Source organism: Rhodococcus sp. SORGH_AS_0303 (assembly GCF_030819335.1).
Taxonomy (GTDB): Bacteria; Actinomycetota; Actinomycetes; order Mycobacteriales; family Mycobacteriaceae; genus Rhodococcoides.
Map to the genome: position 1 here is coordinate 2,230,159 of NZ_JAUTBO010000001.1, position 24,408 is coordinate 2,254,566.

Genomic DNA, 24,408 nt, shown 5'->3' on the forward strand with positions numbered 1-24,408 from the left:
AGGTGACAGAGGCGATACGTGTCGGAGTACTCGGCGCGGCCGGCAAGGTCGGCCAGGCGGTGTGCGAGGCCGTCGAGGCCGCGGCCGACACGGAGCTCGTCGCTCGCGTGGACAAGGACGACCGGCTCGAGACGTTCGCTGAGAACGGCGCGCAGGTCGTGGTCGACTTCACCCATCCCAGTGTCGTCATGGACAACCTGCAGTACCTGATCGGCGCCGGGATCCATGCCGTCGTGGGCACCACCGGGTTCGACGACGAGCGCCTCGATCAGGTGCGGTCCTGGCTCGCGGACTCGCCCGCGACCGGAGTGCTCATCGCTCCCAACTTCGCCATCGGCGCCGTGCTGTCGATGGCGTTCGCGCAGCAGGCGGCACGCTTCTTCGACTCGGTCGAGGTGATCGAGCTGCACCACCCGAACAAGGCGGACGCGCCGTCCGGCACCGCGTACCGCACGGCGGCGCTCATCGCGGACGCGCGGCGCGCGGCGGGAGTGGGCCCGAGTCCCGACGCGACCACCACCGAACTCGACGGTGCGCGCGGCGCCGACGTCGACGGAGTGCGTGTGCACTCCGTGCGTCTCGCCGGTCTGGTGGCGCACCAGGAGGTGCTCCTGGGAACGCAGGGCGAGACTCTCACCATCCGGCACGACTCGATCGACCGCACCTCCTTCACTCCCGGTGTGCTGCTGGGCGTCCGGTCCATCGCGGCGCGGCCCGGATTGACGTTGGGCATCGAACCGCTGATGGATCTGTGATGAGCAGCGGGAAGTCCGGAGGACGGTCGGAGTGAGCAAGTATTCGCGGGTGGTCGCGATCATCGCCGTGATGGTGTTGGTTCTCGGCGTCTACTTCGTCATTCTGGGCGGGCGGGGGATCGACTTCATCCAGCTCGGCGGTCCGGTGAACATCGGGCTGGGTATCGGTGTGCTGATCCTTCCGCTGCTGGGCCTGTGGATCGTGGCGGCGACGCTGCGGGCGGGTTTCCGGCACCAGCACCTGGCCCGTCGGATCCACGACGAGAATCTCGAGCTGGACGTCGACGACCTTCCGCGCATGCCGTCGGGGCGCATCGAGCGCGGCGCGGCGGATTCGCTCTTCGCGGACGTCAAGGCGGAGTACGAGAAGTCGCCCGACGACTGGCGCACGAACTACCGTCTCGCCCGTGCGTACGACTACGCGGGCGATCGCGGGCGCGCACGCGAGATCATGCGGCGCGCCGTGGAACTCGAGCGCACCGAGAGCGCGTGACCGTCCTGCTGGTGGTGCACCACACGGTGTCGCCGCCCATGGCGGAGATGCTCGAGGCGGTGCTGGCCGGGGCGCGGGATCCCGACATCGAGGGTGTCGACGTCCGGGTGCGCCCGGCCCTGGGTGCCACGATCGCCGACGTGGTCGACGCGGACGGCATCCTCCTCGGCACTCCCGCGAACTTCGGGTACATGTCCGGTGCTCTCAAGCATTTCCTCGACACGGTGTACTACCCGACGCTCGGGTCGATGAACGGAAAGCCCTGGGGCGCCTGGGTGTACGGCAACAACGACACTGCGGGCGCGGTGCGCGCACTGACGAGCATCGTGAGCGGATGGGGCCTCGAGCCGGCCGCGGTGCCCGTCGAGGTGACCGGGTTCGACGCCGCTGCGCGGGAACGGCTCGTCGAACTCGGTGGCACGGTGGCCGCGACGATCATGCCTGCCTGATCACTCCGGAAGGGTCAGCGGGGACGCGGGATCCGGCGCGCTCTCGACGAACGCCGGCGGGTTCGCCGTGTCGAACGTGGTGGGCAGGGTCGCGCACGTCGCGCCGGGCTCCGGGAAAGTGTTCGGATTCAGGCGCAGTGCCGAGACGAAACGGTCGATGCGCTCGTCGTCGCTGCTCTCCACTGCCAGGCGATGCCCCCACGACTGCAGCGAGATCCGGCGATCCATGCCCGGATACGGCGACATCATCAGGTACGGCTCGCCCTCCACCCGCGCGGCCAGCGCTGCGATCTCGCCGTCGTCGAGCGCTTCGGGGTCGTATGCGATCCACACGGCACCGTGTTCGAGGGAGTGCACCATGTTCTCGGTGCGCACGGCCTCCGGATAGACCACGCCGGTGCACGTCGCCCACGCGTTGTCGTGTCGACCACCCATCGGCGGTGAGAAGGCGTACGCCACACGGTAGTTCGGCAGTACGTGGTAGGCGGGCGGGTAGTCGACCACCTCGATGCCGTCGAGCGCGAGAGAGGGGTCGGGATTGTCGGCGGTGGGCACCCACGCGTCGGCCGTCGGACGTCCCTCGACGGCCCTGCCGCAGCCCCCGGCGAGGAGGGCGGCCGACAGGATCAGGGGAACGAGCGCCGACCGATGCATGATTCGAGAGTATCCGTCCGGCCGCACCGTCCTGCTCGTCAGCCGTTCCGCACCACCGCGACGACGAAGACGCGTCGGAACGGGAAGAAGGTGGTCCCGTCGGATCGTGCCGGGTAGGCCTCGGCCAACAACGGAGCGAGGTCGTCGCGGAACTCGTCCCGACCCTTCTCGTCGAGAAGGTCGAAGATCGGGGTGAGAGCGGTGCCGGAGACCCAGTCGAGAACGGGCCGGGCACCACGGAGTTGCTGGACGTACGTGGTCTCCCAGGCGTCCACGGCGCAACCCCGGGCGGCCAGCAGGTCGGCGTACTGCTCGGGATCGTCCACGGCGTTCGCGTGCCGCAGCTCGAGAGTGGGAAGTCGCGGTGCCCAGGCGTCCGATGTCGCGAGGTCCCGGATGATGCGGTGCGACGGTGCATCGAAATTGCCGGGCATCTGGACGGCGATCACGGCACCGTCCGGCAACTGGCCGGGCCAGCGCGCCAGCAGTTCCCGGTGTTCGGGCACCCACTGCAGAGTCGCGTTGGAGACGACGACGTCGGTGTCGGAGGACGGCACCCAGTCCCGCACGTCGAGCACGGTGGCGTCCAGACCGGCAGCGCGCGCGGCCGCGACCATGTCCGGCGAGTTGTCCGACGCCTCGACGGCGGTGTCCGGCCAGCGGTGCGCGAGCAACGCCGTCGCATTGCCCGGGCCGCAGCCGAGATCGGCGACGCGCCGGGGACTCTCGACAGAGATGCGTGCGAGCAGTTCGCGGAACGGACGGGTGCGCTCGTCGGCGAAGGTGAGGTAGTCGGACGGGCTCCACATGATGGCTCCTTCGACGGGCCGGCAAACAGTACGCTTGTACTGTTACGCACGCTACGCCGGAGTGAGCAGCACTGTCCACCGGCGCTACGGTCGCTGGACACGTGAGGGTGAGGAGGCTGCCGGTGCCGCACACGAGTGCGCCGCGATCCGGTGTGGCGTTGCTCGTCGTCGCCGCCGTGCTGTGGGGGACCGGCGGTGTTCTCGGAACCGCGCTGGGTCGCTCCGCGGACCTCCCGTCCACCGCGGTCGCCGCGTACCGGCTCGGCCTCGGCGGGCTGATGCTCCTCGCGGTCGTGGCCGCGACCGGGGGCGTCCTGCCGCGCGGCCGACCTGTGTGGCGTCGCATCGCCGTCATCGGAACACTCGCCGCGGTCTTCCAGGGTGCCTACTTCGCGGCCACCGTCACGGCGGGCGTGGCGGCCGCGACCCTGGTGACCATCGGGTCGGCTCCGGTGGTGGTCGTCCTCGTGGAGTCGCTGACGGCACGTCGCCGCCCGGCGGGTGCCGTAGTGCGGACCGTCGTCGTCGGTGTCGCGGGGCTCGGGCTGCTCGTCGGTTCCCCGGCCGACGGCGATCTGCGGTCCACCGTCGTGGGCGGCGCTCTGGCGGTGGTGTCGGGCAGTGCGTTCGCGACGATGACCCTCGTCGGTCGTCGACATGCCGCGCAGGGCGACGACACCGTCGTCACCGGATGGTCGTTCGTGCTGGGCGGGGCGCTGCTCGCGGTGGCAGCGACAGCCACGGACCGCACGGCGCTGCTCCCGGTCGTGTCGGTGACGAGCATTCTCCTCGTGCTCAGCTTCGCCCTCGTCCCGACGGCTGTGGCCTACAGCGCGTACTTCCGCGGACTGCGGACCGCGGCGGCGTCGACGGCGGCGGTCGTCGCACTCCTCGAACCTCTCACCGGTACCGTCCTGGCAGTGATCCTGCTGGACGAACGACTCACGGCGGTGGGCGCCGTCGGTGCGGTGCTGCTCCTGGTGTCCGTCGTCGACGCCGGAGTGACCCACGCCCGGACGAACGCAGGCGGTGCCCATGCGTGAGCTGTCCGCGGCAGCAGCGCGTCGCACGGCCGTCGCGGCCCAGGGCTTCGGTCGAGCGCGGTCCGGCGCGGTCTCCGGCAGGCGCGCGGTGGCGGGTGTCGTGCGCTCGACGAAACTGCTGCAGATCGATTCGGTCTCCGCGGCGGTGCGGGCCCACTACGCGCCGGTGTTCAGTCGTGTCGGCCCCTACGATCGCCAGGCTCTCGACGATGCGGCATGGACCGACACGGCGCGATCACCGCGCCTGCTCGTCGAGTACTGGGCGCACGAGGCGGCATTCCTGCCCGTCGCCGACTGGCCGCTGATGCGGTGGCGGATGGACCAGTACGTGCACGGTCGGTGGGGCGGCGCCGCGAGGGTCGCTGCCCGCAGTCCCGGACTGGTGGAGGACGTGCTCGACGCGATCCGCGACCAGGGGCCCGTCACCGCGCGAGAGCTCGAAGTTCTGTTGGATCGCCGGAGACCCGGCCCCAAGGGGCCGTGGTGGGACCACAGTGACGTCAAGGTGGTGTGCGAACAGCTCTTCGCCGGCGGCGTGTTGTCGGTACCGCGGCGGGAACGGTTCACGAGGCTGTACGACCTCGCCGAGCGCGTGCTGCCCCCGGACGTCGTGTCGCGACGGGTGGACGAGGTGGACGCGGTGCGTCAGCTCGTCGAGAAGTCGGCCGAGGCGATGGGGGTCGCCACGGCGGCCGACCTGCGCGATCACTACCGGCTGTCGGCGGCCCAGACCACTCGGGCCGTGGCCGACCTGGTGGACGCGGGCGTGCTGGTGCCCGTGACCGTGACCGGGTGGCGGGATCAGGCCTTCCTGCATCGAAACACCCGGGTACCGCGGTCGGTCGAGTCGGCCGCACTGCTGTGCCCGTTCGACCCGCTGATCTTCGGGCGTCCGCGCACCGAGCGTCTCTTCGACTTCCACTACCGCATCGAGATCTACACGCCCGAGCCGAAGCGGACGTACGGGTACTACGTCTTCCCGTTCCTGCTGCACGACGAGCTCGTCGCCCGCGTCGACATCCGGGTCGATCGCTCCGCCGGAGTGCTCACGGTGCCCGGTGCGTTCACCGAGCCCTCCGTCGACGCCCGCGGCCGCCGTGGCGAGGTGGCGGCGGCGCTGGCCGCGTCGGTGACGGAGATGGCGCGATGGCTGGACGTGGCCGACGTCGTGGTCGGTGACCGTGGTGATCTCGCGGCCGACCTGGGCCGCGAGGTACGCGCCGTCTCTCGATGACTCCGCCACCCCATAGTCTGTGTCGAATGTCCCAGCGTCCAGTGTCAGAGCATCGAGCCGGTGCCCCGTTGTCCGTTCAGCTCGTGGCCGCGACGTCCTTCACCCCTCCGTCGGAGGTGCCGTGGGAGACCGACGCCGACGGCGGTCAGGCGTTGGTCGAGTTCGCCGGCCGGGCCTGCTACCAGAGCTGGTCGAAGCCCAATCCGCGCACCGCGACCAACGCCGGGTATCTCAACCATCTACTGGCGGTGGGGAACTGGTCGGTGTTCGAGCACGCGTCCGCGAGTTTCTACATCACCGGCATCTCACGATCCTGCAGTCACGAGTTGATCCGGCACCGCCACTTCTCCTTCTCTCAGCTCTCCCAGCGTTCGGTGTCCGAACGCGACGCGCTGATGGTCGTGCCTCCAGCTCTCGAGTCCGACGCGACGTTGCGTGAGTTGTTCCAGAATGCGACCGACTCGTCCCGTGCCGCGTACGACGCGTTGCTGTCCGCACTCGAAGCGGAGTCCGGTGCGGACTCGCCTGCGGTCGTCGCCGGGAAGCAGGCGCGGCAGGCCGCGCGCTCAGTGCTCCCGAACGCCGTGGAGACGCGCCTGGTGATGACCGGGAACTACCGGTCGTGGCGGCATTTCGTCACCATGCGGGCCTCCGAGCACGCGGATCTCGAGATCCGACGGCTCGCGGTGGCCTGCCTGCGGCGCCTCGTCGAGGTCGCACCCGACGTCTTCGCCGACTTCGAGATCGAGACACTGGCCGACGGAACGGAAGTCGCCAGGAGTTCGTACGCGGGGGAATAGGCGGCGCGGGTCGTGGGGGTCCGGCGGCCGGACGGGGACCGGGTAACCTTCCTGACCATGACCATCGGTGACACCGCGAGGACTGTCGACGCTGCGGGGACTGTCGACACTGCGGCACGAGTGCAGACGAGCAGCACGCCCTCGCCGTTCGGTGCCGTCTCCGTCGCGATGGTGACACCGTTCACTCCGGACGGTGCTCTCGACATCGACGCCTCCGTCGCACTGGCCGCGCATCTGGTCTCGAGCGGGTGCGACAGCCTCGTGATCTCGGGAACGACGGGCGAGTCGCCGACCACGACGGATCGCGAGAAGGCCGACCTGCTGCGCGCCGTGGTCGCTGCCGTCGGAGATCGCGCTCGCATCGTCGCCGGCGCCGGTACCAACGACACCGCGCACAGCATCGAACTCGCTCGTGCCGCCGCCGACGCCGGGGCACACGGACTGCTCGTCGTCACCCCGTACTACTCGCGCCCGCCGCAGGCCGGCCTGTACGCCCACTTCGTCGCCGTGGCCGACTCGACCGATCTGCCCGTCATGCTGTACGACATCCCACCCCGCTCGGTGGTGCCGATCGAGACGGAGACGTTGCGTCGCCTCGCCGATCATCCGCGCATCCTCGCCGTCAAGGACGCGAAGGGCGACCTCGCCGCGGGAGCCGAACTCATCGCCTCGACCGGTCTCGAGTACTTCTCTGGCGACGACCCGCTCAACCTGCCCTGGCTGTCCGTCGGGGCCGTCGGCTTCGTCAGCGTCATCGGGCACCTCGTGCCCGGCAAGCTCCGGGATCTCCACTCCGCCTGGGCCGCGGGCGACATCGCCGCAGCGCAAGCCATCAACGTCGGCCTGCTCCCGATCGTGCGGTCGTTCGCCCGACTCGGCGGCGTCACGGGCTCCAAGGCGGGCCTTCGTCTTCTCGGCATCGACGTGGGGGAGCCCCGTCTGCCGCAAGTTCCACCGTCCACCGATCAGATCGATGCTCTGGCAGCCGATCTTCACCGTGCAGGAGTTCTTTGATGACTCGACCGCCCAGGCGGCGCAGTGCCACCCGTAGTGCCGGACCGCCCGCGGAACTTCCTCCGCAGGAACAGCAGCCCGCTCCTCCTGCACCGAAGGCCGAGGCCGCGCCCGTGCAGGACGCCCCCGCGGCGCAGGCGCCGGCGAAAGCCGCTCCCGTGAAGGAGGCGCCCGTGAAGGACGCGCCGACCGGCCGCGACCGCCAGTCGGGCGGCTCGCGATCGTCGAACGGCAACTCGGGCTCGGGTGGGGGCCGCGGTCCTCGGTCGCGTCCCGCGCGCACCCCGCAGAACTCCGCTGCCATCCAGCGACCCGATGCGCGCACGGTCGTGGACAAGACGCAGCGACTCGGAGCTCCGCCCAAGGCACCGAAGAACGGTCTCCGCGTCGTCGCCCTCGGCGGCATCGGCGAGATCGGCCGCAACATGACGGTCTTCGAGCACAAGGGCAAGCTGCTCATCGTCGACTGCGGTGTGCTCTTCCCCGAGGACGCACAGCCCGGTGTCGACCTGATCCTCCCGGACTTCCGTCACATCGAGAACCGGATGGACGACGTGGTCGCCCTGGTGCTCACCCACGGTCACGAGGACCACATCGGTGCCGTGCCGTTCCTGCTGCGCCTGCGCCCGGACATCCCGGTCATCGGCTCCAAGTTCACGTTGGCGCTGCTGGCGGCGAAGTGCCGTGAGCACCGCCAGAAGCCGAAGCTCGTCGAGGTGCGCGAGGGCGAGAGCACGAACCACGGACCGTTCGAGCTCGAGTACTTCGCGGTCAACCACTCGATCCCCGACGCGCTCGCCGTCGCCATCCGTACCGATGCCGGTGTCGCGCTGCACACCGGCGACATCAAGCTCGACCAGCTGCCGCTCGACGGCCGCCTGACCGATCTCGGCGGGTTCTCGCGACTCGGCGACGAGGGTGTCGACCTCTTCCTGGTGGACTCCACCAATGCCGAGGTGCCCGGATTCGTCACGCCCGAGCGTGAGATCGGCGGTGTCCTCGACACGGTCATCGGCAAGGCCAGGAACCGCGTGATCGTCGCGTCGTTCGCGAGCCACGTGCACCGCATCCAGCAGGTCATCGACGTCGCACACCGCTACAACCGCAAGGTCGCCTTCGTCGGGCGGTCGATGGTGCGCAACATGGCCATCGCTCAGGAGCTCGGGTACCTGACGGTGCCCTCGGGTGTCGAGGTCGACATGGACACCGCGACGAAGCTCGCGGACGACAAGCTGGTCCTGGTCTCCACCGGCTCGCAGGGCGAGCCACTCTCCGCGCTGTCCCGGATGGCGCGGGGTGAGCATCGTCAGATCAACATCCGTGCCGACGACCTGGTCGTCCTCGCGTCGTCGCTGATCCCCGGCAACGAGAACTCCGTGTTCGCCGTCGTCAACGGGCTCGCGAAGCGTGGCGCCAAGGTGGTCACGCAGCAGAGCGCCAAGGTGCACGTCTCCGGCCACGCGTCGGCCGGCGAGCTGCTGTACCTCTACAACGCGGTCCGTCCCACCAACGCGATGCCCGTGCACGGCGAGTGGCGGCACCTGCGCGCCAATGCCGCTCTCGCGGTGTCGACGGGTGTGCCGGAGGAGCGCGTGGTGCTGGCCGAGGACGGCGTCGTCGTGGACATGGTCGACGGCCTCGCCGAGATCGTCGGCCAGGTGCCGGTGGGCCACGTGTACGTCGACGGCCTGTCCGTCGGCGACGTGGGCGACTCGACGTTGTCCGACCGCCTCGTCCTCGGTGAGGGCGGCTTCATCGCCATCACGATGGCCGTGGACACCACCACCGGCAAGTCCGTCGGCACTCCCGAGGTCTCGGGTCGCGGCTTCTCCGACGATCCCGCGGCACTGAAGGAAGCGGCGCAGCTGGTCGAGGCGGAGTTGGTGCGTCTCGCCGGCGAGGGTGTGCGGGACACGCACCGCATCGCGCAGTCCGTCCGCCGCATCGTCGGTCGCTGGGTGGCGGACAAGTACCGCCGCAAGCCGATGATCGTGCCGACCGTGCTCGAGGTCACGCCGAGCTGACACGGTCGCACTCGACAGGCCGGCCCCGGGGACACCCCGGCGCCGGCCTGTCGTGTCTCTCGCCCCGTCGTCGACCGGCTAGGCGAGCAGGTTGTACAGACCGACGAGGCCCAGCAGGACGATGCAGGCACGCAGCACCCGCGGTGACAGACGCCGGCCGTACCGTGCTCCCACCGCGCCGCCGATCAGGGAGCTGACGGCGATGAGACCGGCTGCCGCCCAACTGATCCGGTCGAAGGCGAAGATGATGAACGATGCCGCCGCCACGACGTTGACCACGAGCGACAGCAGATTCTTGGCCGCGTTCATGCGCTGGATGTTCTCCGGCAGCAACGCGCCCATGACGCCCATCAGCAGAATGCCCTGGGCCGCGGTGAAGTAGCCGCCGTAGACACCCACGGCGAACGTCCCGATCACCAGCAGCACGAAGCGTCCGCGGCCGATCCCGGCGGCGGTGTCCGGCTCGGAGCGCTTCTGGGCCCAGGCCTGGATGCGGGGGCCGGTGACCACCAGGACCAGCGCCAGGATCAGCAGCACCGGAACCACGGCGGTGAAGGTCTTCTCGGGCAGGTGCTGCAGGAGCCATGCACCGAGCACGCCGCCGAGCAGCGATCCGGGGAGCTGCCAGCGCAACCGCGACCACTGGCCGCGTAGTTCGCGTCGGTAGCCCCATGCGCCGGAGGCGCTGCCTGCCACCAGTCCGATCGCATTGCTCATGGTCGCCGTGACGGGTGGGTACCCGAAGGCGATGAGAGTGGGGAACGTGATGAGCGTTCCTGACCCGACGACGGCGTTGATGCCACCGGCGGCGAACCCCGCGAGCAGCACGAGGACTATTTCGGAGACGGGCACACCGGCGACCGTACGACACGGCTAGATTCGTGTGTCATGAGCCTTGCGCACGACGAACGTCTGGAACTGGCCGACACGATGGCGAAGGTCGGTCCGGACGCTCCCACCCTGTGCGGTGACTGGACCGTCCGGGATCTTGCGGCGCATCTGGTGATCCGCGAACGCCGCCTGGATGCGGCTCCGGGCATCTTCCTACCGCCGCTGGCGGGGTACACGCGCCGCGTGCAGGACTCGGTCGCCGCGGGGGAGTGGGTGGGCCTCGTCGACGACGTGCGCACGGGACCTCCGGTGTGGTCGCCGTACAAGCTCCTCGACGCGCAGATCAACCTCGGGGAGATGTTCGTCCACCACGAGGACGTCCGGCGGGCCGACGGATCCGCACCGACTCCGCGAGAACTGAGCGCCGAGATGCAGACCGCCCTGTGGGGTCTGCTGGGTCTGCTCGGCCGTGTCGCCTACCGGGGAGCCCCCGTGGCCGTGGACGTGGAGACCCCGGACGGTCGTCGGCGGACGTTCGGGAAGAAGTCGGCCTCGCGCCGGGTGGCGCTGCGCGGGGAGCCGTCGGAGCTGGTGCTGCACGCGTTCGGCCGCGATGCGGTGGTGCTGGAGTTCGACGGCGACCAGGCGGACGTCGCCGCGGTGAAGGGCCTCGACCGCGGCGTGTGACAGCGGTCGAGCTGTTACTGGTGTTGCGGATGGTCCGGATGGGGTCGACCGACTAGCCTGACGGGTATGGCAGGCAAGACGAGTACGCGCGCGTCCCGATCCGGCGCGGCCGGATCGAGCAAGGCAGGCACCGGCACGAGTGGTGCCTCCACCGGACGCGGGCGGACGGTCACGACGCCGCGCAAGCCCACCGCCCCCCGGTCGTCCACCGGGCGCACCCCGGCGACTCGCTCGTCCGGTACCGCACGGTCATCGTCCGGAGCCCGACCTCGCAGCGCCCCCAAGCGCACGATCTCGCCCGGTCGCGCGGCCCTGAACTCCGTGGGTCGCGGCATCGGCAAGGGGTGGGGCCTCGCCGCGCGCGGACTCGGTGCCACCACTCGCACCGTCGGCAAGGCCGCCGACATCGAACACGGCCACCGCCGCGACGGCATCGCCCTCGGGTGCCTCGCGGTCAGCGTGGTCGTCGCCGCCGGTCTCTGGTTCTCGGCCGGTGGCCCGGTCGGGGAGTGGATCGAGATCGGGCTGCGCGCCGTCGTCGGCAGCGCGGCCATCCTGCTGCCGCTGCTCGGCATCGGCGTCGCCGTAGCCCTGATGCGGACCGAACCCGCTCCCGACGACCGCCCCCGGCTCGTCCTCGGGTCTCTGCTCGTCGGCCTGCCGATGCTCGGACTCTGGCATCTGGGTTCGGGATCACCGGACGACCTGGCCGGGCGTGCGTCCGGCGGCGGCTTCGTCGGCTTCGTCGTCGGCGGTCCGCTCAGCAGCGGGGTCACCGTCTGGCTCGCCGTGCCGCTGCTCCTGCTCGCGGTCCTGTTCGGCGTCCTTCTCCTCACCGGGACGACCGTGCGCGACATCCCCGCGCGTCTGCGGACCCTGTTCGGTACGGCGAACCGCGGCGACGAGTACAGCGACTACGAGGACTGGGAGGAGGAGTCGCACCTCGGTGACTTCGCACCGGACGGGTACGACTCCGCGGGCTACGGCTCCTCGTACGACGAGTACGACCCCGCCCTGTTCGACGCCGACGGCTACCCGGTCGACGAGAAGCCGGCGAGGTCGCGCCGCCGCCGATCGTCCGCGCCGGCCGACGCGTACCCGGTGGAGGAGTCGGCACCGGTGGACGACGCTCCCACCGAGTACGTGCCGGTGCCGCCGCCCGTCCGCACGCGTGCGAAGGAACCGGTGGTCGAGCCGACGCCGAAGCCGAAGCCCGCTCCGGTCGTCGCGGCGACTCCGCCGAAGCCGAGAGAGGACGACAAACTCGTCGTGGACCGGGTCGTCGACGGCGACTACGTCCTGCCCTCGCTGTCCCTGCTGATCGACGGCGACCCGCCGAAGACGCGCAGCCAGGCGAACGACGCGATGATCGAGGCGATCTCCGAGGTCCTCGAGCAGTTCAAGATCGACGCCGCCGTCACCGGCTTCACCCGCGGACCGACGGTCACGCGCTACGAGGTCGAGCTCGGACCGGGCGTCAAGGTCGAGAAGATCACGGCGCTCGCCCGCAACATCGCGTACGCGGTGGCCACCGACAACGTGCGTCTGCTGGCCCCCATCCCCGGCAAGTCGGCGGTGGGCATCGAGGTGCCCAACTCCGACCGCGAGATGGTCCGCCTGGCCGACGTGCTGACGGCGCCCTCGACCCGCAAGGATCACCATCCTCTGGTCATCGGCCTCGGCAAGGACATCGAGGGCGACTTCGTCAGCGCCAACCTCGCGAAGATGCCGCACCTCCTGGTGGCGGGCTCCACCGGCTCGGGCAAGTCGAGCTTCGTCAACTCCATGCTGGTGTCGTTGCTCGCGCGGGCGACGCCGGAGGAGGTCCGGATGATCCTCATCGACCCCAAGATGGTCGAGCTGACCCCGTACGAGGGGATCCCGCACCTCATCACGCCGATCATCACGCAGCCGAAGAAGGCTGCCGCGGCCCTCGCCTGGCTGGTCGAGGAGATGGAGCAGCGCTACCAGGACATGCAGGCAAACCGGGTGCGCCACGTCGACGACTTCAACAAGAAGGTGAAGTCGGGCGAGATCACCGCACCGCTCGGCAGCGAGCGCGTCTACAAGCCCTACCCGTACATCCTCGCGATCGTCGACGAGCTCGCGGACCTGATGATGACCGCGCCGCGGGACGTGGAGGAGGCGATCGTCCGCATCACGCAGAAGGCGCGCGCGGCCGGCATCCACCTCGTGCTCGCGACCCAGCGCCCGTCCGTCGACGTCGTCACGGGCCTGATCAAGACCAACGTCCCGTCCAGGCTCGCGTTCGCCACGTCGTCGCTGACCGACTCCCGCGTCATCCTGGATCAGCAGGGTGCGGAGAAGCTCATCGGTATGGGCGACGCCCTGTTCCTGCCGATGGGCGCGGGCAAGCCCACCCGTCTACAGGGCGCCTTCATCACCGACGAGGAGATCACCGCGGTCGTCGACTTCGCCAAGAACCAGGCGGAGCCGGAGTACCAGGAGGGCGTCACCGCGCAGAAGGCCGCGGAGAAGAAGGACGTCGACGCCGACATCGGCGACGATCTCGACGTGCTGCTCCAAGCCGTCGAACTCGTCGTCACGAGTCAGTTCGGCTCGACGTCCATGCTGCAGCGCAAGTTGCGCGTCGGCTTCGCCAAGGCCGGCAGGCTCATGGATCTGATGGAGACGCGCGGCGTGGTCGGCCCGAGCGAGGGATCGAAGGCCCGCGACGTCCTGGTCAAGCCCGACGAGTTGGACGGGCTGCTGTGGTCGATCAAGGGCGGGGATCCGGGAGAGTCGGACAATCCGGACGAGTGACGGTGGCCCCGTTGTGAATTGACTCTCACGCTAGCTGAGTTTTACCTGTGCATTACCCTTCGCGTGTCTCCATACGGCCGGGGCTGTGGCATGGTTGTTCTCAGGAGGGGAGTATCCCCAGCTTGCGAAGGACCCGTCAGCACGATCGAGCCCTGCCTCGATCCGGGTCATCGGCAGACACAGTGGTCACACGAGACATCATCACTGGTTCTGTGGGAGAGACCTCCGGAGCCCACCCATGGACTACCGGAGGTAGTTGCTCACATGAATGTCTCGTCCACAGTCTGGATCGTCACCATCGTGGTGATCCTGGGACTCTTCGTCTTCGACTTCTTCGCTCACGTGAAGACCCCCCACGAGCCGACCTTCAAGGAATCGGCGACGTGGTCCGTCGTCTACATCACGATCGCCATCATCTTCGGCGGAATCGTGTTCTGGCAGTACGGCGCGACCTACGGCGGTGAGTACTTCGCCGGGTACGTCACCGAGAAGGCGCTCAGCGTCGACAACCTGTTCGTCTTCCTCATCATCATGACGACGTTCGCCGTACCGCGTCAGTACCAGCAGAAGGTGCTGCTCATCGGCATCGTGATGGCGCTCGTGATGCGCGGTGGCTTCATCGCCCTCGGTGCCGCGGCCATCAACAACTTCAGCTGGGTCTTCTACCTCTTCGGTGCGTTCCTCATCTACACGGCCTACAAGCTCATCAAGGAGGCCGGGGAAGAGGAGGAGAACGAGGTCCAGCAGGACACCAAGATCATGAAGTTCGCCAAGAAGATCCTCCCCACCACGGACGAGTACCACGGTGATCGTCTGACGGTGAAGATCGACGGCAAGCGCGTGGTCACCCCGATGCTGCTGGCCCTGGTCGTCATCGGTTTCACCGACATCCTGTTCGCGTTGGACTCGATCCCGGCGATCTACGGTCTCACCACCGAGCCGTACATCGTCTTCACGGCCAACGCTTTCGCCCTCATGGGTCTGCGCCAGTTGTACTTCCTGATCGGCGGACTGCTCGATCGCCTGGTCTACCTGTCCTACGGCCTGTCCCTGGTACTGGCGTTCATCGGCGTCAAGCTCGTCCTCCACGCGCTCCACGAGAACGAGCTCGGCTTCATCAACGGCGGCGAGAACCTGTCGGTCCCCGAGATCAGCACCGGAGTGTCGCTCAGTGTCATCATGGGCATCCTGATCGTCACCACCGTGGCCAGCCTGCTCAAGACCCGCGGCGACGCGAAGCCCGCGGTGAAGGACGGCGAGACCGGAAGCCCGGTCCTCGGCGATGACACCACGGCCGCCTCGACCGGTACCACGTCGACCGGCGTCACGGACACCGAGCGCGACTCGCGCTGATCCGTCCCGCACGAGAACAGCCCGGCACCGAGAGGTGCCGGGCTGTTCTCGTGTCCGGCGGGTGCCGGAGGGCGGGTCACTCCGCGAGGACGCCCATCACCGGCTTCCACTCCTGGATCGCCACGGCGTCGACGAGCTTCTCCGCCGCGAACGGGTCCTCGGCGAACAGCGTTCCCACCTGGTCCGCACTCTCACCCTTGACGATGATGGTGGCGCCGCTGTCGTCCGCGTACGGCCCCGCCACCACCACGATGTCGCGAGCGAGGAGATCCCGCAGCCAGTCGCGGTGCTCGGCGCGGACGCGGTCGCGTCCCTCGGCGGTGGCCGACGAGTACGTGTAGTTGACGAGGAAATGGGCCATCGATGTTCTCCTGCGGTGTGAGCGGGTGGTGGGTGATCTAGAGCGTGAGCAGCATGCGGGTGTTGCCGAGAGTGTTCGGCTTGACGTAGCTGAGATCGAGGAACTCGGCGACACCGGTGTCGTACGAGCGACACATCTCCGCGTAGACCTCGGCGGTGACCGGGGTCCCGTCGATCTCGGAGAACCCGTGGCGGGCGAAGAACGGCACCTCGAAGGTGAGCACGAAGATGCGGGAGAGCTGCAGTTCGCGGGCGACGTCGATCAACCGGGACACGATGAGGTGGCCCACGCCGTGTCCCTTGACGGACGGATCGACGGCGACCGTGCGGATCTCGCCGAGATCCGCCCACAGCACGTGCAGCGCGCCGCAGCCGGCGACGACACCGTCGACCTCGGCGACCCAGAACTCCTGGACCGCCTCGTAGAGGGTCACGAGATTCTTCTCGAGCAGGATCCGGCCCGCGTAGATGTCGATGAGTCGCTTGATCTCCGGGATGTCGGAGGTGCGGGCACGGCGCAGGCGCACGCGCTCGGTGGTGGACCCGGACGCGGTCCGGACGTCTGCGCGATCCTGCGCCGCCCGGGAGTCCGTCTCCGGATCGAGGTCGGAAGTCATGGGGTGAACAGTAGTCATCGGGCGTACCGATATTGTGACCGTGTGTCCCGCGCCGGTAACTCACGTCACGTCCCGAGAGCGGGCTCGGCGACGTGAGCGCTCAGTACGACGTCGGTCGTGGCCCCGGTGACGCGTCCGCGCCGACGCCGGACGCCGTCGTCGGCTCGGGCCCGCTCACTCCGGCTCCACTGCTCAACATCGCCAACGTCCTGACCGTCCTGAGGATCGCGCTGGTCCCGGTGTTCCTGTGGGCTCTGTTCGCGGACGGTGGCCAGGAGACCGGGTGGCGGCTCGCGGCCTTCGGGATCTTCGTCGTCGCGGCGATCACCGATCGCATCGACGGCCAACTGGCGCGCAAGCACGGACTCGTGACGGAGTTCGGCAAGATGGCGGACCCCATCGCCGACAAGGCACTGATCGGGGCGGCCCTGGTCGGACTGTCCATGCTGGGGGACCTGCCCTGGTGGATCACCCTCGTCATCGGTGCCCGCGAGATCGGCATCACGCTCCTGCGGTTCGCCGTCCTGCGGCACGGTGTCATCCCCGCGGGACGCGGCGGCAAGCTCAAGACCCTCGTCCAGAGCGTGGCCATCGGGGTCTACGTTCTGCCGCTTCCCGACGCTGTGATCCCGGCAGCGATGGTGCTGATGATCGTGGCCGTGGCGCTGACCGTGATCACAGGCCTCGACTATGTGGTGCAGGCAGTGCGGCCGCGGGTCCGGACACCACACGACGGGCGATGAGCCGTCCGGTGCTCCGCCGCGTGCGGATCGCGAGCGGGGGTTAGGGTTCTCTCACCCGTTCCGACGGGTGTCCACACGCGTCGCGGGAACCGATCGGACCGTTCCGGCGTTGTAGGTGGACGAGGGTCGAGCGACGGTGCACCGACAGGCGTTCCCGCGGTCGACCACGACGTAGTTCGAACACGATGAAGGAGGGGCCACATGGCGCTGCTCTTGCGTGAGGCATTGGGCGACAGTCTTCGCCGCACACGGGTCGCTCAGAGCCGCACGTTGCGCGAGGTCTCCAACACGGCGCGCGTCAGCCTCGGGTATCTCTCGGAGGTCGAGCGTGGCCGCAAGGAGGCGTCGAGCGAACTGCTCAACGCCATCTGCGATGCCCTCGACGTCCCACTGTCGGACGTTCTGTTCGACGTGAGCGAATCGCTCACGGACACGATGGCGAGTGCGGCCGCGTCGACGGGTGTTCCCGCCGAGCGCGGTGCGGCCCACATCTCGGACGAGACGCGCGTGGTCATCCCGGCCCCGACCGCGCGAGCACTCGCCGCTGCCTGATCTTCGCGTCCCGTTTCCGACCATTCGTGGTTCGACATGGGATCATGGCGGGTACCGATCACAGACAGACCGCGTGTCCCGGACACGCGCAGCATCACCGGCGGTGACGGTCGCCAGCCGGGTCGCGTACGCGGCGGATCACATGGAGGCAGGAAGAACCGATGGCCAATCCTTTCGTCAAGGGCTGGAAGTATCTGATGGCTCTGTTCAACTCCAAGATCGACGAGAAGGCGGATCCGCAGGTCCAGATCCAGCAGGCCATCGAGGACGCCCAGCGTCAGCACCAGGCGCTCTCGCAGCAGGCCGCGTCGGTCATCGGTAACCAGCGCCAGCTCGAGATGAAGCTCAGCCGCCAGCTCGACGAGGTGGAGAAGCTGAACGCCAATGCGCGCCAGGCCGTCACCCTCGCCGACCAGGCCAATGCTGCTGCCGACGTCGAGAAGGCCACCCAGTACACCAATGCCGCCGAGGCGTTCGCGGCTCAGCTGGTCACCGCCGAGCAGAGCGTCGAGGACCTCAAGGTTCTGCACGACCAGGCGCTCCAGGCCGCCACCCAGGCCAAGAAGGCTGTCGAGCAGAACGCCATGACGCTGCAGGCCAAGGTCGCCGAGCGCACCAAGCTGCTCAGCCAGCTCGAGCAGGCCAAGATGCAGGAGCGCGTCAGCGAGTCGCTCCGCTCGATGGACTCCACGCTGTCCGCGCCGGGCAACACGCCCAGCCTCGACGCCGTCCGGGACAAGATCGAGCGCCGCTACGCCAACGCGCTCGGCTCCGCCGAGCTCGCTCAGAACTCCGTGCAGGGCCGCATGATGGAGGTCCAGCAGGCGAGCGTCCAGATGGCCGGACACAGCCGCCTCGAGCAGATCCGTGCCTCCATGGCGGGCGACTCGCTCACCGCCGGCCCCTCCGCGGACGGCGTGTCCACGCAGAAGAACCTGTCGTCCCCGCAGGCGACCCCCGAGCCTCCTCAGGCCAACTGATCTGCCTGCACGAGACCCTCACGGAGCGTTGATGTCCGGACACGGCGACCCGCACCGACGGCAGATGTGGCACGAGCGGCCCGCTGCACCGGCCGAAGTGGGGCGCGCTGCCGACCTGGTGCGCGCCCGGGCTCGTGGTGTCGTCGACGTCACGCGGCCGTTCCTCGACGCCGCCAAGTCGTGGAACGACCCGCGCAAGAAGGCCGAACGGCGGATCCGTCGGACTCGCCGGCGGGCCACGCTCTTCGGTGCGGCGTCCGGGTCGATGGGCGTCGCCACCGTCACGGTGGCGGCCACGTCCGCACCCGACTGGATCGTCGTCGGGGGATCGGGCACCACGGTGTTGTTCGCGGTGCCCGCCGTGGCCGCGGCGGCGGCCTACCGACGGCTGCGGGCCCAGCCACTGCCGGCAGCAGCGCCGGTCCGCCGTGCTCTGCCTCCGGTGGGCTCCGCCGCTCGCGAGCCCATCGAACGTCTCGCGGCCGCCGAACGCAGTCTGCACGAGCTGACGGGCATCCTCGCTCGGTCCGGGGCGGTCGCCGCGGACGACGTGCACGACACGACCCGGATCGCCGCGGCCGCGTCGGCAGCCCTCACCGAGGTCGCGCACGACATCGTCGCGATGGAGAGAGCAGCGCTGGGAAGTCCGGCTGCAGCGGTCCATCTGTCCGCGTCCATCGGGTCCACCGCGGCCCGGTTGACGGACGGTGTGCACCAGTTCGACGGGCTCGTCGCCGCGGCTGCGTTGCTCACCGCGCCGGGCTCCTCCGGTTCGCTCACCGCACTCGACGCGCGACGGGACGCCCTCCAGTTCGCGTCCGATCGCCTCGAGGGCTGGGCATTCGGCCTCGAGCACCTGCAGAGGCCCTGACCTCGGCGGCGGTCTCACCCGGACTGCGACCCTGAGATCGACCTACCGTCCTCGGGGTCGACCCCGATCTTCACCCTGAACTCCGCGACGAACCGGTGCTGTGCCAGTTCGGTTCTGGCAGTGTCGAACTCGTCGACGGATCGCCGGTGAACTCCACCGCGGCCGGCGACGGGAGTCCCCGACGAGAAGGAGTTCGACATGTTCTGGAAGATTCTCGGTGCGATCGTTCTGGTGTGGATCGGCATCGTCGTTCTCGGCGCCCTGCTGAAGGCGCTGTTCCCCCTGGTGGCGCTGGCCGTGGTGGGAACCGGTCTCTACTTCCTCTTCCGCGCGATGAGCGGCGATCGCGACTCGGCGAAGTCACCCTTCTGACGTCCCCGGTGCCGCGCTGACCTAGGCTTCGCCCATGCTCGTCGCGGTGGTCGCCGGCCCCGATGCGGGGCACGCCTTCCCTGCCATCGCGCTCGCGAAGGCGCTGACGGCCGCAGGAGAGACGGCCGTGGTCTACACCGGCGATCGGTGGCTCGACGCCGCGCGAGCGGACGGGGTGGACACTCGCCTGCTGCCGGGACTGGAACCGCGACCCGAGGACGACGACGCGGACGCCGGCCGCAGAATCCACGAGCGAGCGGCCCACATGTCCTCGATGCTGCTGCCGGTGCTCTCCGAGGCGGCTCCCGATCTGGTGGTCTCGGACATTCTCACGGCCGGCGGCGGTCTCGCCGCCGAGCGGCTGGGAGTTCCCTGGGTGGAACTGTCTCCGCACCCGCTCTACCGGCCCTCCGTGTCGTTGCCCCCGATCGGGAGTGGTCTCGCACCGGGCACGGGACTGCGAGGTCGGTTGCGGGACACCGTGATGCGAGCTCTGACGGACCGCTCCGTCCGAGCGGGGCTGGCGCAGCGCGCTCGGGCGCGCGAGGGCGTCGGTCTGCCCGCGTCGGACCCCGGCCCCGCGCGGCGCCTCGTCGCGACCATCCCCGCGCTCGAGGTGCCGCGGTCGGACTGGCCGGCCGAGGCGCGGGTCGTCGGTCCGTTGTTGTGGGAGCCGACGACCGCTCTCCTCGACCCGCCCCCGGGGACCGAACCGCTGATCCTGCTGGCACCGTCGACGGCCGCGACCGGCGCCGTGTCCATGGTCGAGGCCACTGTCGAGGCGACGGCGGCCTCACGTGCGCGCGGCCGGAGTCGTCGACTGGTGATCACCACGGTGGACGACGTTCCGGCCGGTCTACCGTCCTGGGCGGTGGGCGGACTGGGGCGCCAGGACGCGCTGCTGCCGCTGGCGTCGGTCGTGGTGTGCGGCGGCGGCCACGGGATGTTGGCGAAGGCGCTGTCCGCCGGCGTCCCGGTGGTCGTGATCCCCGGCGGGGGAGATCAGTGGGAACTGGCCAACCGCGTGGCCCGGCAAGGAAGCGCCACGATCGTGCGTCCGGTGTCCGCCGACGCCGTGGCGGAGGCGATCGACCGGGTGCTGAACGACTCGACGTACGCCGCCGCGGCAGGTCGCGCCGCGGCGACCGCCGCCGCGGTCGAGGATCCCGTCGCGGTGTGCCGCAGCGTGATCGTCGACTCCCGCCCGCGCTGAGGGGGAGCGCGGACGTCCCGGGTTACGGTGACATGGTGCGCCTGACCGACTTCCACGACCGTGTCGCCGAACAGTTCGGAACCGTGACCGGGGACTCGATGCTGGTCGACCACCTGCTGCTGAGCCTCGGGAACCGCACCGCCGCGCAGGCCATCGAGGACGGCGAGGATCCGAAGGACGTGTGGCGCGCACTGTGCGTCGAGTTCGACGTTCCCCGATCGCGGTGGTGAACCTCCGGCGTGTCGCTGGGTATCGAACACCTGTTCGCTTATAGTCGTGTGCAGAGTCGACGGGAATCGCACGGCAGCGGTTCTTGTCGGTACCCCCCTCTACCTTGGCGACAGATCGACGGGGTACAGACGCTTCGGGGACAAGAACTTCGAGAAGGAGACCATGATGGCTGCAGCTGCATACGATCGGGACAAGGCGCTCGATCTCGCGCTCGCGCAGATCGACAAGAACTTCGGCAAGGGGTCGGTCATGCGTCTCGGCGACGAGGCCCGTGTGCCCATCGCCGTCATCCCCACGGGTTCGATCGCGTTGGACGTCGCGCTCGGCATCGGCGGACTCCCGCGCGGCCGCATCGTCGAGGTCTACGGCCCGGAGTCCTCGGGTAAGACGACGGTCGCGCTCCACGCGGTCGCCAACGCACAGGCCGCCGGCGGCATCGCCGCGTTCATCGACGCGGAGCACGCTCTCGATCCGGACTACGCCGCCAAGCTCGGTGTCGACACCGACGCGCTGCTGGTCTCCCAGCCGGACACCGGTGAGCAGGCGCTCGAGATCGCGGACATGTTGATCCGGTCCGGTGCCATCGACATCCTGGTCGTGGACTCCGTGGCAGCCCTGGTTCCCCGTGCCGAGATCGAGGGCGAGATGGGTGACAGTCACGTCGGTCTGCAGGCCCGCCTGATGAGCCAGGCCCTGCGCAAGATCACCGGCGCCATCAGCTCGTCCGGCACCACGGTCATCTTCATCAACCAGCTGCGCGAGAAGATCGGCGTCATGTTCGGCTCGCCCGAGACCACGACGGGCGGTAAGGCGCTGAAGTTCTACGCATCGGTGCGCCTGGACATCCGTCGTATCGAGACGCTCAAGGACGGAACCGACGCAGTCGGTAACCGCACCCGCGTCAAGGTGGTCAAGAACAAGGTGTCGCCGCCGTTCAAGCAGGCCGAGTTCGACATCCTGTACGGCAAGGGCATCAGCAAGGAAGGCTCGCTCATCGACATGGGTGTCGAGCACGGCTTCGTGCGCAAGTCCGGCTCCTGGTTCACCTACGAGGGTGATCAGTTGGGCCAGGGCAAGGAGAACGCACGCAAGTTCCTGCTCGAGAACACCGACATCCGTGACGAGATCGAGAAGAAGATCAAGGAGAAGCTCGGCATCGGTGCAGACGTGCGTACGCCCGACGAGGCCGTCGCTGCTCCGGTCGACTTCTGACAGCAGGTCTCTCGACTGTGAACGACGACGAGTTTCCGGACTCGCGTGCACCGGGCGCCCGACGTACGTCGGGCGCCCGGTCCCGTTCCGGCCGCCGATCGGGCGAGACGCCGCCCCCGGGCGGGGGCACGGCGGTGCAGGCCAAGGATGCCGCGTTGCGGTTGCTCACCGATCGCGCCCGGAGCCGCGTCGAGCTCGAACAGCGGTTGGCCGCCAAAGGATTCACGGACGAGATCATCACGTCCGTGCTCGACAGGCTGACCGAGATCAAGCTGGTCGACGATCGCGACTTCGCCCATCAGTGGGTCCGCTCGCGACACACGTACTCGGGCCGAGGCAAGCAGGCGCTGCGCAGAGAACTACGCACCAAGGGCATCGATCCGGTGCTGGCCACCGAGGCACTCGACATGATCGAGCCCGAGGGCGAGCGGGAGCGTGCGCGCGAACTGGTCGTCAAGAAGCTCCGAGCCCCGGCTCTGCTGTCCGCTCTGAACGAGGAGATCGAGGATCCGCGGGAGCGGCGTGCGCAACGCGACAAGGTGGTGCGCAAGCTCGTGTCGATGCTCGCGCGTCGCGGGTTCGCCCAGGGCATGGCCTTCGACGTGGTTCGGACAGAACTCGAGGCCCTCGGAAACGATTCCGAAGGCCTCGAGTACTAGAACGTCAGACTGTCGCGCCACCCATGGCGGCACCCTGATCGACAGGAACCGGACTCTTCTTCGCTCGTCGCAGTCGCTTCTCCACCTTCGTGGCGAGGTACGTCAGCAGCGAGTTCAGGATGATCATGATGATGGCCACGATGATCAGCGCCGGCAGGAAGTTGCCGTAGAAGGCACCGACCTGCTGGCCCGACCGGACCACCTCGACATAGCCGATGATGTACCCCAACGCGGAGTCCTTCAGCGCCACCACCATCTGCGAGATAATGGCCGGCAACATCGCGGTCACGGCCTGGGGAAGCAGGATCATGCGCATGATCTGGCCCTTGCGCAGGCCGATGGCCATGGCCGCCTCGGTCTGACCCTTCGGCAGGGACTGGATGCCCGACCGCACGATCTCGGCGATGACCGAGCCGTTGTAGAGCGTCAGGCCCGTCACCACCGCGGCCAGGGCCAGGTAGCGGGACTTGAACACCTGGTACTCGGCGAAGAACTGGTACAGGAAGATCATCAGGATCAGCACCGGGATGGCGCGGAACAGTTCGACGAAGAATCCGGCGACCAGCCGCACCGGGCGGTGGTCGGACAGGCGAGCGATCCCCAGGACCGCGCCGAGGATCAGCGCGAACACGATGGACAGGAACGCGGCGATCAGCGTCCCCTGGATGCCGGGAATCAGGTATGTCGTCCAGGTCGAGGACTCGGTGAAGGGGCTCCACTTCTCCGATGTCAACTGGCCCTTCTCGTCCAGCTTCGCGTAGATCACGTACGCCGCCAGCAGTACCAGGACGAGCACGACGGCCGAGATGATGTGATTGCGCACCTTGGCGCGGGGCCCCGGAGCGTCGTAGAGAACGGTGGCGCGTTCGGCGGAGGCGACCTTCTTCGGCGGTGCCTCGGTGCTCAGAGGTGCGTTCGCTGTGGTCATCGGGCAACCGCCAATCGCTTGCCGAGGTAGCCGAAGAAGAGGCCGGTGGGGAAGGTCAGGATGACGAAGCCGAGCGCGAAGATACCGCCGACGACGAAGATCGCCGCCTCGTTCTCGATCATCTCCTTCATCAGAATGGCCGCTTCGAGGACGCCGATCGCCGCGGCGACGGTCGTGTTCTTCGTCAGGGCGATGAGCACGCTGCCCAGCGGGCCGATGACCGCACGGAACGCCTGGGGGAGCACGATGAAGCGCAGGTTCTGCGAGAACGTCAGACCGAGCGAACGCCCGGCCTCCGCCTGCCCGACGTTCACCGTGTTGATTCCGGACCGCAGCGACTCGCACACGAACGAGGCCGTGTAGATGCTCAGACCGAGAACGGCGAGCCGGAAGTTGTTGTCCGCCTGGCCGGTCGGGGACGCCTGATCGGCGAGCGTGACGCCCAGGGTCTGGTAGAGGCCGAAGGCGCAGAACAGCAGGATCAGCGTGAGCGGGGTGTTGCGGAAGATGGTGACGTAGGTGGCACCGATCCACCGCGCGACGGGAACGGGGGAGACCCGCATCGCCGCGAGCAGGGTGCCGAGGACGAGAGCGCCGATGGCGGAGAGCACCGTCAGCTTGATCGTCATCCAGAACGCGTCGAGGAGTTCGGGCGCGTAGTCACTCAGTATGTCCACCGGCGACTCCTTCCGAGAGCGGTGACGAGTCGAACGGGCGGTTCACCGGTGTGAACCGCCCGT

Annotated in this window: 27 protein-coding genes; 20 read left to right on the plus strand and 7 right to left on the minus strand. The window is 68.8% G+C overall.

Annotated features, from left to right (window positions below; genetic code table 11):
* Positions 1-2 precede the first annotated feature (2 nt).
* The 3 genes from dapB to QE449_RS10550 all read left to right on the plus strand — a co-directional run bounded on the left by dapB (position 3) and on the right by QE449_RS10550 (position 1,697).
* Positions 3-755 carry a 4-hydroxy-tetrahydrodipicolinate reductase gene (gene dapB / locus QE449_RS10540; RefSeq protein WP_027505103.1) on the plus strand — a complete coding sequence of 251 codons (753 nt, stop codon included), beginning with the start codon at positions 3-5 and terminating at the stop codon, positions 753-755.
* A gap of 70 nt (positions 756-825) precedes the next feature.
* Positions 826-1,248: a hypothetical protein gene (locus tag QE449_RS10545; protein ID WP_197027766.1), complete on the plus strand. Its 423-nt coding sequence runs from the start codon at positions 826-828 to the stop codon at positions 1,246-1,248.
* Positions 1,245-1,697, plus strand: coding sequence for a flavodoxin family protein (locus tag QE449_RS10550; RefSeq protein WP_027505105.1), 453 nt, complete (start codon positions 1,245-1,247; stop codon positions 1,695-1,697). Before QE449_RS10545 ends, QE449_RS10550 begins: the two co-directional genes overlap by 4 nt.
* On the opposite strand, the gene QE449_RS10555 is transcribed toward QE449_RS10550, so the two are convergent.
* Both QE449_RS10555 and QE449_RS10560 read right to left on the minus strand, forming a co-directional pair.
* The gene (locus QE449_RS10555) at positions 1,698-2,351 is read right to left on the minus strand and encodes a DUF3105 domain-containing protein (RefSeq protein ID WP_222649178.1); all 654 of its coding nucleotides are present in this window, start codon (positions 2,349-2,351) and stop codon (positions 1,698-1,700) included.
* Between the two features lie 38 nt (positions 2,352-2,389).
* Positions 2,390-3,160 (minus strand): trans-aconitate 2-methyltransferase, encoded by a 771-nt coding sequence (locus QE449_RS10560; protein WP_307108780.1) that lies wholly within the window; start codon positions 3,158-3,160, stop codon positions 2,390-2,392.
* Between the two features lie 122 nt (positions 3,161-3,282).
* Between QE449_RS10560 and QE449_RS10565 the strand changes: the two genes are divergently transcribed.
* From QE449_RS10565 to QE449_RS10585, 5 genes are read left to right on the plus strand one after another with little or no spacing between them, the layout of a single operon-like run.
* Positions 3,283-4,203 carry a DMT family transporter gene (locus tag QE449_RS10565; RefSeq protein WP_307092730.1) on the plus strand — a complete coding sequence of 307 codons (921 nt, stop codon included), beginning with the start codon at positions 3,283-3,285 and terminating at the stop codon, positions 4,201-4,203.
* On the plus strand, positions 4,196-5,437 hold the full coding sequence (locus tag QE449_RS10570) for a winged helix-turn-helix domain-containing protein (RefSeq protein ID WP_307108781.1): 1,242 nt from the start codon (positions 4,196-4,198) through the stop codon (positions 5,435-5,437). Before QE449_RS10565 ends, QE449_RS10570 begins: the two co-directional genes overlap by 8 nt.
* A 26-nt stretch (positions 5,438-5,463) precedes the next feature.
* The gene (gene thyX, locus QE449_RS10575; RefSeq protein WP_307108782.1) at positions 5,464-6,237 is read left to right on the plus strand and encodes an FAD-dependent thymidylate synthase; all 774 of its coding nucleotides are present in this window, start codon (positions 5,464-5,466) and stop codon (positions 6,235-6,237) included.
* 57 nt (positions 6,238-6,294) lie between these two features.
* Complete coding sequence (gene dapA, locus QE449_RS10580; RefSeq protein ID WP_081821173.1) at positions 6,295-7,251, plus strand: 4-hydroxy-tetrahydrodipicolinate synthase; 957 nt, start codon at positions 6,295-6,297, stop codon at positions 7,249-7,251.
* A complete protein-coding gene (locus tag QE449_RS10585) occupies positions 7,251-9,275 on the plus strand; it encodes a ribonuclease J (protein ID WP_027505112.1) in 2,025 nt (674 codons plus the stop codon). The genes dapA and QE449_RS10585 overlap by 1 nt, the downstream gene beginning before the upstream one ends.
* A gap of 78 nt (positions 9,276-9,353) precedes the next feature.
* Here the strand turns inward: QE449_RS10585 and QE449_RS10590 are convergent, their stop codons facing one another.
* Positions 9,354-10,127 (minus strand): sulfite exporter TauE/SafE family protein, encoded by a 774-nt coding sequence (locus QE449_RS10590; protein ID WP_056444919.1) that lies wholly within the window; start codon positions 10,125-10,127, stop codon positions 9,354-9,356.
* 36 nt (positions 10,128-10,163) lie between these two features.
* Between QE449_RS10590 and QE449_RS10595 the strand changes: the two genes are divergently transcribed.
* From QE449_RS10595 to QE449_RS10605, 3 genes are all read left to right on the plus strand, one after another.
* The gene (locus tag QE449_RS10595) at positions 10,164-10,793 is read left to right on the plus strand and encodes a TIGR03085 family metal-binding protein (RefSeq protein WP_056444917.1); all 630 of its coding nucleotides are present in this window, start codon (positions 10,164-10,166) and stop codon (positions 10,791-10,793) included.
* A 66-nt stretch (positions 10,794-10,859) separates the two neighbouring features.
* Positions 10,860-13,577, plus strand: a complete 2,718-nt coding sequence (locus QE449_RS10600; protein WP_307108783.1) for a DNA translocase FtsK — start codon at positions 10,860-10,862, stop codon at positions 13,575-13,577.
* Between the two features lie 264 nt (positions 13,578-13,841).
* A complete protein-coding gene (locus QE449_RS10605) occupies positions 13,842-14,930 on the plus strand; it encodes a TerC family protein (RefSeq protein WP_081821174.1) in 1,089 nt (362 codons plus the stop codon).
* Positions 14,931-15,006: 76 nt separating this feature from the next.
* On the opposite strand, the gene QE449_RS10610 is transcribed toward QE449_RS10605, so the two are convergent.
* Together QE449_RS10610 and QE449_RS10615 are read right to left on the minus strand one after the other, a co-directional pair.
* Entirely contained in the window at positions 15,007-15,291 is a 285-nt protein-coding gene (locus QE449_RS10610) for a YciI family protein (protein WP_307108784.1), read from the minus strand.
* A 37-nt stretch (positions 15,292-15,328) separates the two neighbouring features.
* A complete protein-coding gene (locus QE449_RS10615) occupies positions 15,329-15,811 on the minus strand; it encodes an amino-acid N-acetyltransferase (RefSeq protein ID WP_027505117.1) in 483 nt (160 codons plus the stop codon).
* A gap of 284 nt (positions 15,812-16,095) precedes the next feature.
* Here QE449_RS10615 and pgsA point away from each other — a divergent pair, with 284 nt between their 5' ends.
* The 9 genes from pgsA (at position 16,096) to QE449_RS10660 (ending at position 22,740) form a co-directional block, all read left to right on the plus strand.
* Positions 16,096-16,650 carry a CDP-diacylglycerol--glycerol-3-phosphate 3-phosphatidyltransferase gene (gene pgsA / locus QE449_RS10620; protein WP_027505118.1) on the plus strand — a complete coding sequence of 185 codons (555 nt, stop codon included), beginning with the start codon at positions 16,096-16,098 and terminating at the stop codon, positions 16,648-16,650.
* Between the two features lie 201 nt (positions 16,651-16,851).
* Positions 16,852-17,202, plus strand: coding sequence for a helix-turn-helix domain-containing protein (locus QE449_RS10625; protein WP_027505119.1), 351 nt, complete (start codon positions 16,852-16,854; stop codon positions 17,200-17,202).
* 161 nt (positions 17,203-17,363) lie between these two features.
* A complete protein-coding gene (pspA, locus tag QE449_RS10630; protein ID WP_027505120.1) occupies positions 17,364-18,182 on the plus strand; it encodes a phage shock protein PspA in 819 nt (272 codons plus the stop codon).
* A gap of 31 nt (positions 18,183-18,213) precedes the next feature.
* Positions 18,214-19,053: a hypothetical protein gene (locus QE449_RS10635; protein ID WP_307108785.1), complete on the plus strand. Its 840-nt coding sequence runs from the start codon at positions 18,214-18,216 to the stop codon at positions 19,051-19,053.
* Positions 19,054-19,251: 198 nt separating this feature from the next.
* Entirely contained in the window at positions 19,252-19,425 is a 174-nt protein-coding gene (locus QE449_RS10640; protein ID WP_027505123.1) for a hypothetical protein, read from the plus strand.
* Between the two features lie 34 nt (positions 19,426-19,459).
* Entirely contained in the window at positions 19,460-20,638 is a 1,179-nt protein-coding gene (locus QE449_RS10645) for a glycosyltransferase (RefSeq protein ID WP_307108786.1), read from the plus strand.
* Between the two features lie 35 nt (positions 20,639-20,673).
* The gene (locus QE449_RS10650) at positions 20,674-20,868 is read left to right on the plus strand and encodes a DUF3046 domain-containing protein (RefSeq protein ID WP_027505125.1); all 195 of its coding nucleotides are present in this window, start codon (positions 20,674-20,676) and stop codon (positions 20,866-20,868) included.
* Positions 20,869-21,034: 166 nt separating this feature from the next.
* On the plus strand, positions 21,035-22,081 hold the full coding sequence (recA, locus tag QE449_RS10655; protein WP_027505126.1) for a recombinase RecA: 1,047 nt from the start codon (positions 21,035-21,037) through the stop codon (positions 22,079-22,081).
* Between the two features lie 17 nt (positions 22,082-22,098).
* On the plus strand, positions 22,099-22,740 hold the full coding sequence (locus QE449_RS10660; protein ID WP_373428287.1) for a regulatory protein RecX: 642 nt from the start codon (positions 22,099-22,101) through the stop codon (positions 22,738-22,740).
* A gap of 4 nt (positions 22,741-22,744) precedes the next feature.
* Here the strand turns inward: QE449_RS10660 and QE449_RS10665 are convergent, their stop codons facing one another.
* Positions 22,745-23,668: an amino acid ABC transporter permease gene (locus QE449_RS10665; protein ID WP_307108787.1), complete on the minus strand. Its 924-nt coding sequence runs from the start codon at positions 23,666-23,668 to the stop codon at positions 22,745-22,747.
* Positions 23,665-24,345, minus strand: coding sequence for an amino acid ABC transporter permease (locus QE449_RS10670; RefSeq protein ID WP_027505128.1), 681 nt, complete (start codon positions 24,343-24,345; stop codon positions 23,665-23,667). The genes QE449_RS10665 and QE449_RS10670 overlap by 4 nt, the downstream gene beginning before the upstream one ends.
* Positions 24,346-24,408: the final 63 nt, after the last annotated feature.

Excerpts from the sequence above, each read along its gene's own strand:
- QE449_RS10545 (WP_197027766.1), top strand. The coding sequence starts at position 826 with ATGGTGTTGGTTCTCGGCGTCTACTTCGTCATTCTGGGCGGGCGGGGG.
- QE449_RS10555 (WP_222649178.1), bottom strand. The coding sequence starts at position 2,351 with ATGCATCGGTCGGCGCTCGTTCCCCTGATCCTGTCGGCCGCCCTCCTC.
- QE449_RS10560 (WP_307108780.1), bottom strand. The coding sequence starts at position 3,160 with ATGTGGAGCCCGTCCGACTACCTCACCTTCGCCGACGAGCGCACCCGT.
- QE449_RS10570 (WP_307108781.1), top strand. The coding sequence starts at position 4,196 with ATGCGTGAGCTGTCCGCGGCAGCAGCGCGTCGCACGGCCGTCGCGGCC.
- thyX (WP_307108782.1), top strand. The coding sequence starts at position 5,464 with ATGTCCCAGCGTCCAGTGTCAGAGCATCGAGCCGGTGCCCCGTTGTCC.
- dapA (WP_081821173.1), top strand. The coding sequence starts at position 6,295 with ATGACCATCGGTGACACCGCGAGGACTGTCGACGCTGCGGGGACTGTC.
- QE449_RS10585 (WP_027505112.1), top strand. The coding sequence starts at position 7,251 with ATGACTCGACCGCCCAGGCGGCGCAGTGCCACCCGTAGTGCCGGACCG.
- QE449_RS10595 (WP_056444917.1), top strand. The coding sequence starts at position 10,164 with ATGAGCCTTGCGCACGACGAACGTCTGGAACTGGCCGACACGATGGCG.
- QE449_RS10600 (WP_307108783.1), top strand. The coding sequence starts at position 10,860 with ATGGCAGGCAAGACGAGTACGCGCGCGTCCCGATCCGGCGCGGCCGGA.
- QE449_RS10605 (WP_081821174.1), top strand. The coding sequence starts at position 13,842 with ATGAATGTCTCGTCCACAGTCTGGATCGTCACCATCGTGGTGATCCTG.
- QE449_RS10610 (WP_307108784.1), bottom strand. The coding sequence starts at position 15,291 with ATGGCCCATTTCCTCGTCAACTACACGTACTCGTCGGCCACCGCCGAG.
- QE449_RS10625 (WP_027505119.1), top strand. The coding sequence starts at position 16,852 with ATGGCGCTGCTCTTGCGTGAGGCATTGGGCGACAGTCTTCGCCGCACA.
- pspA (WP_027505120.1), top strand. The coding sequence starts at position 17,364 with ATGGCCAATCCTTTCGTCAAGGGCTGGAAGTATCTGATGGCTCTGTTC.
- QE449_RS10635 (WP_307108785.1), top strand. The coding sequence starts at position 18,214 with ATGTCCGGACACGGCGACCCGCACCGACGGCAGATGTGGCACGAGCGG.
- QE449_RS10640 (WP_027505123.1), top strand. The coding sequence starts at position 19,252 with ATGTTCTGGAAGATTCTCGGTGCGATCGTTCTGGTGTGGATCGGCATC.
- QE449_RS10645 (WP_307108786.1), top strand. The coding sequence starts at position 19,460 with ATGCTCGTCGCGGTGGTCGCCGGCCCCGATGCGGGGCACGCCTTCCCT.
- recA (WP_027505126.1), top strand. The coding sequence starts at position 21,035 with ATGGCTGCAGCTGCATACGATCGGGACAAGGCGCTCGATCTCGCGCTC.
- QE449_RS10665 (WP_307108787.1), bottom strand. The coding sequence starts at position 23,668 with ATGACCACAGCGAACGCACCTCTGAGCACCGAGGCACCGCCGAAGAAG.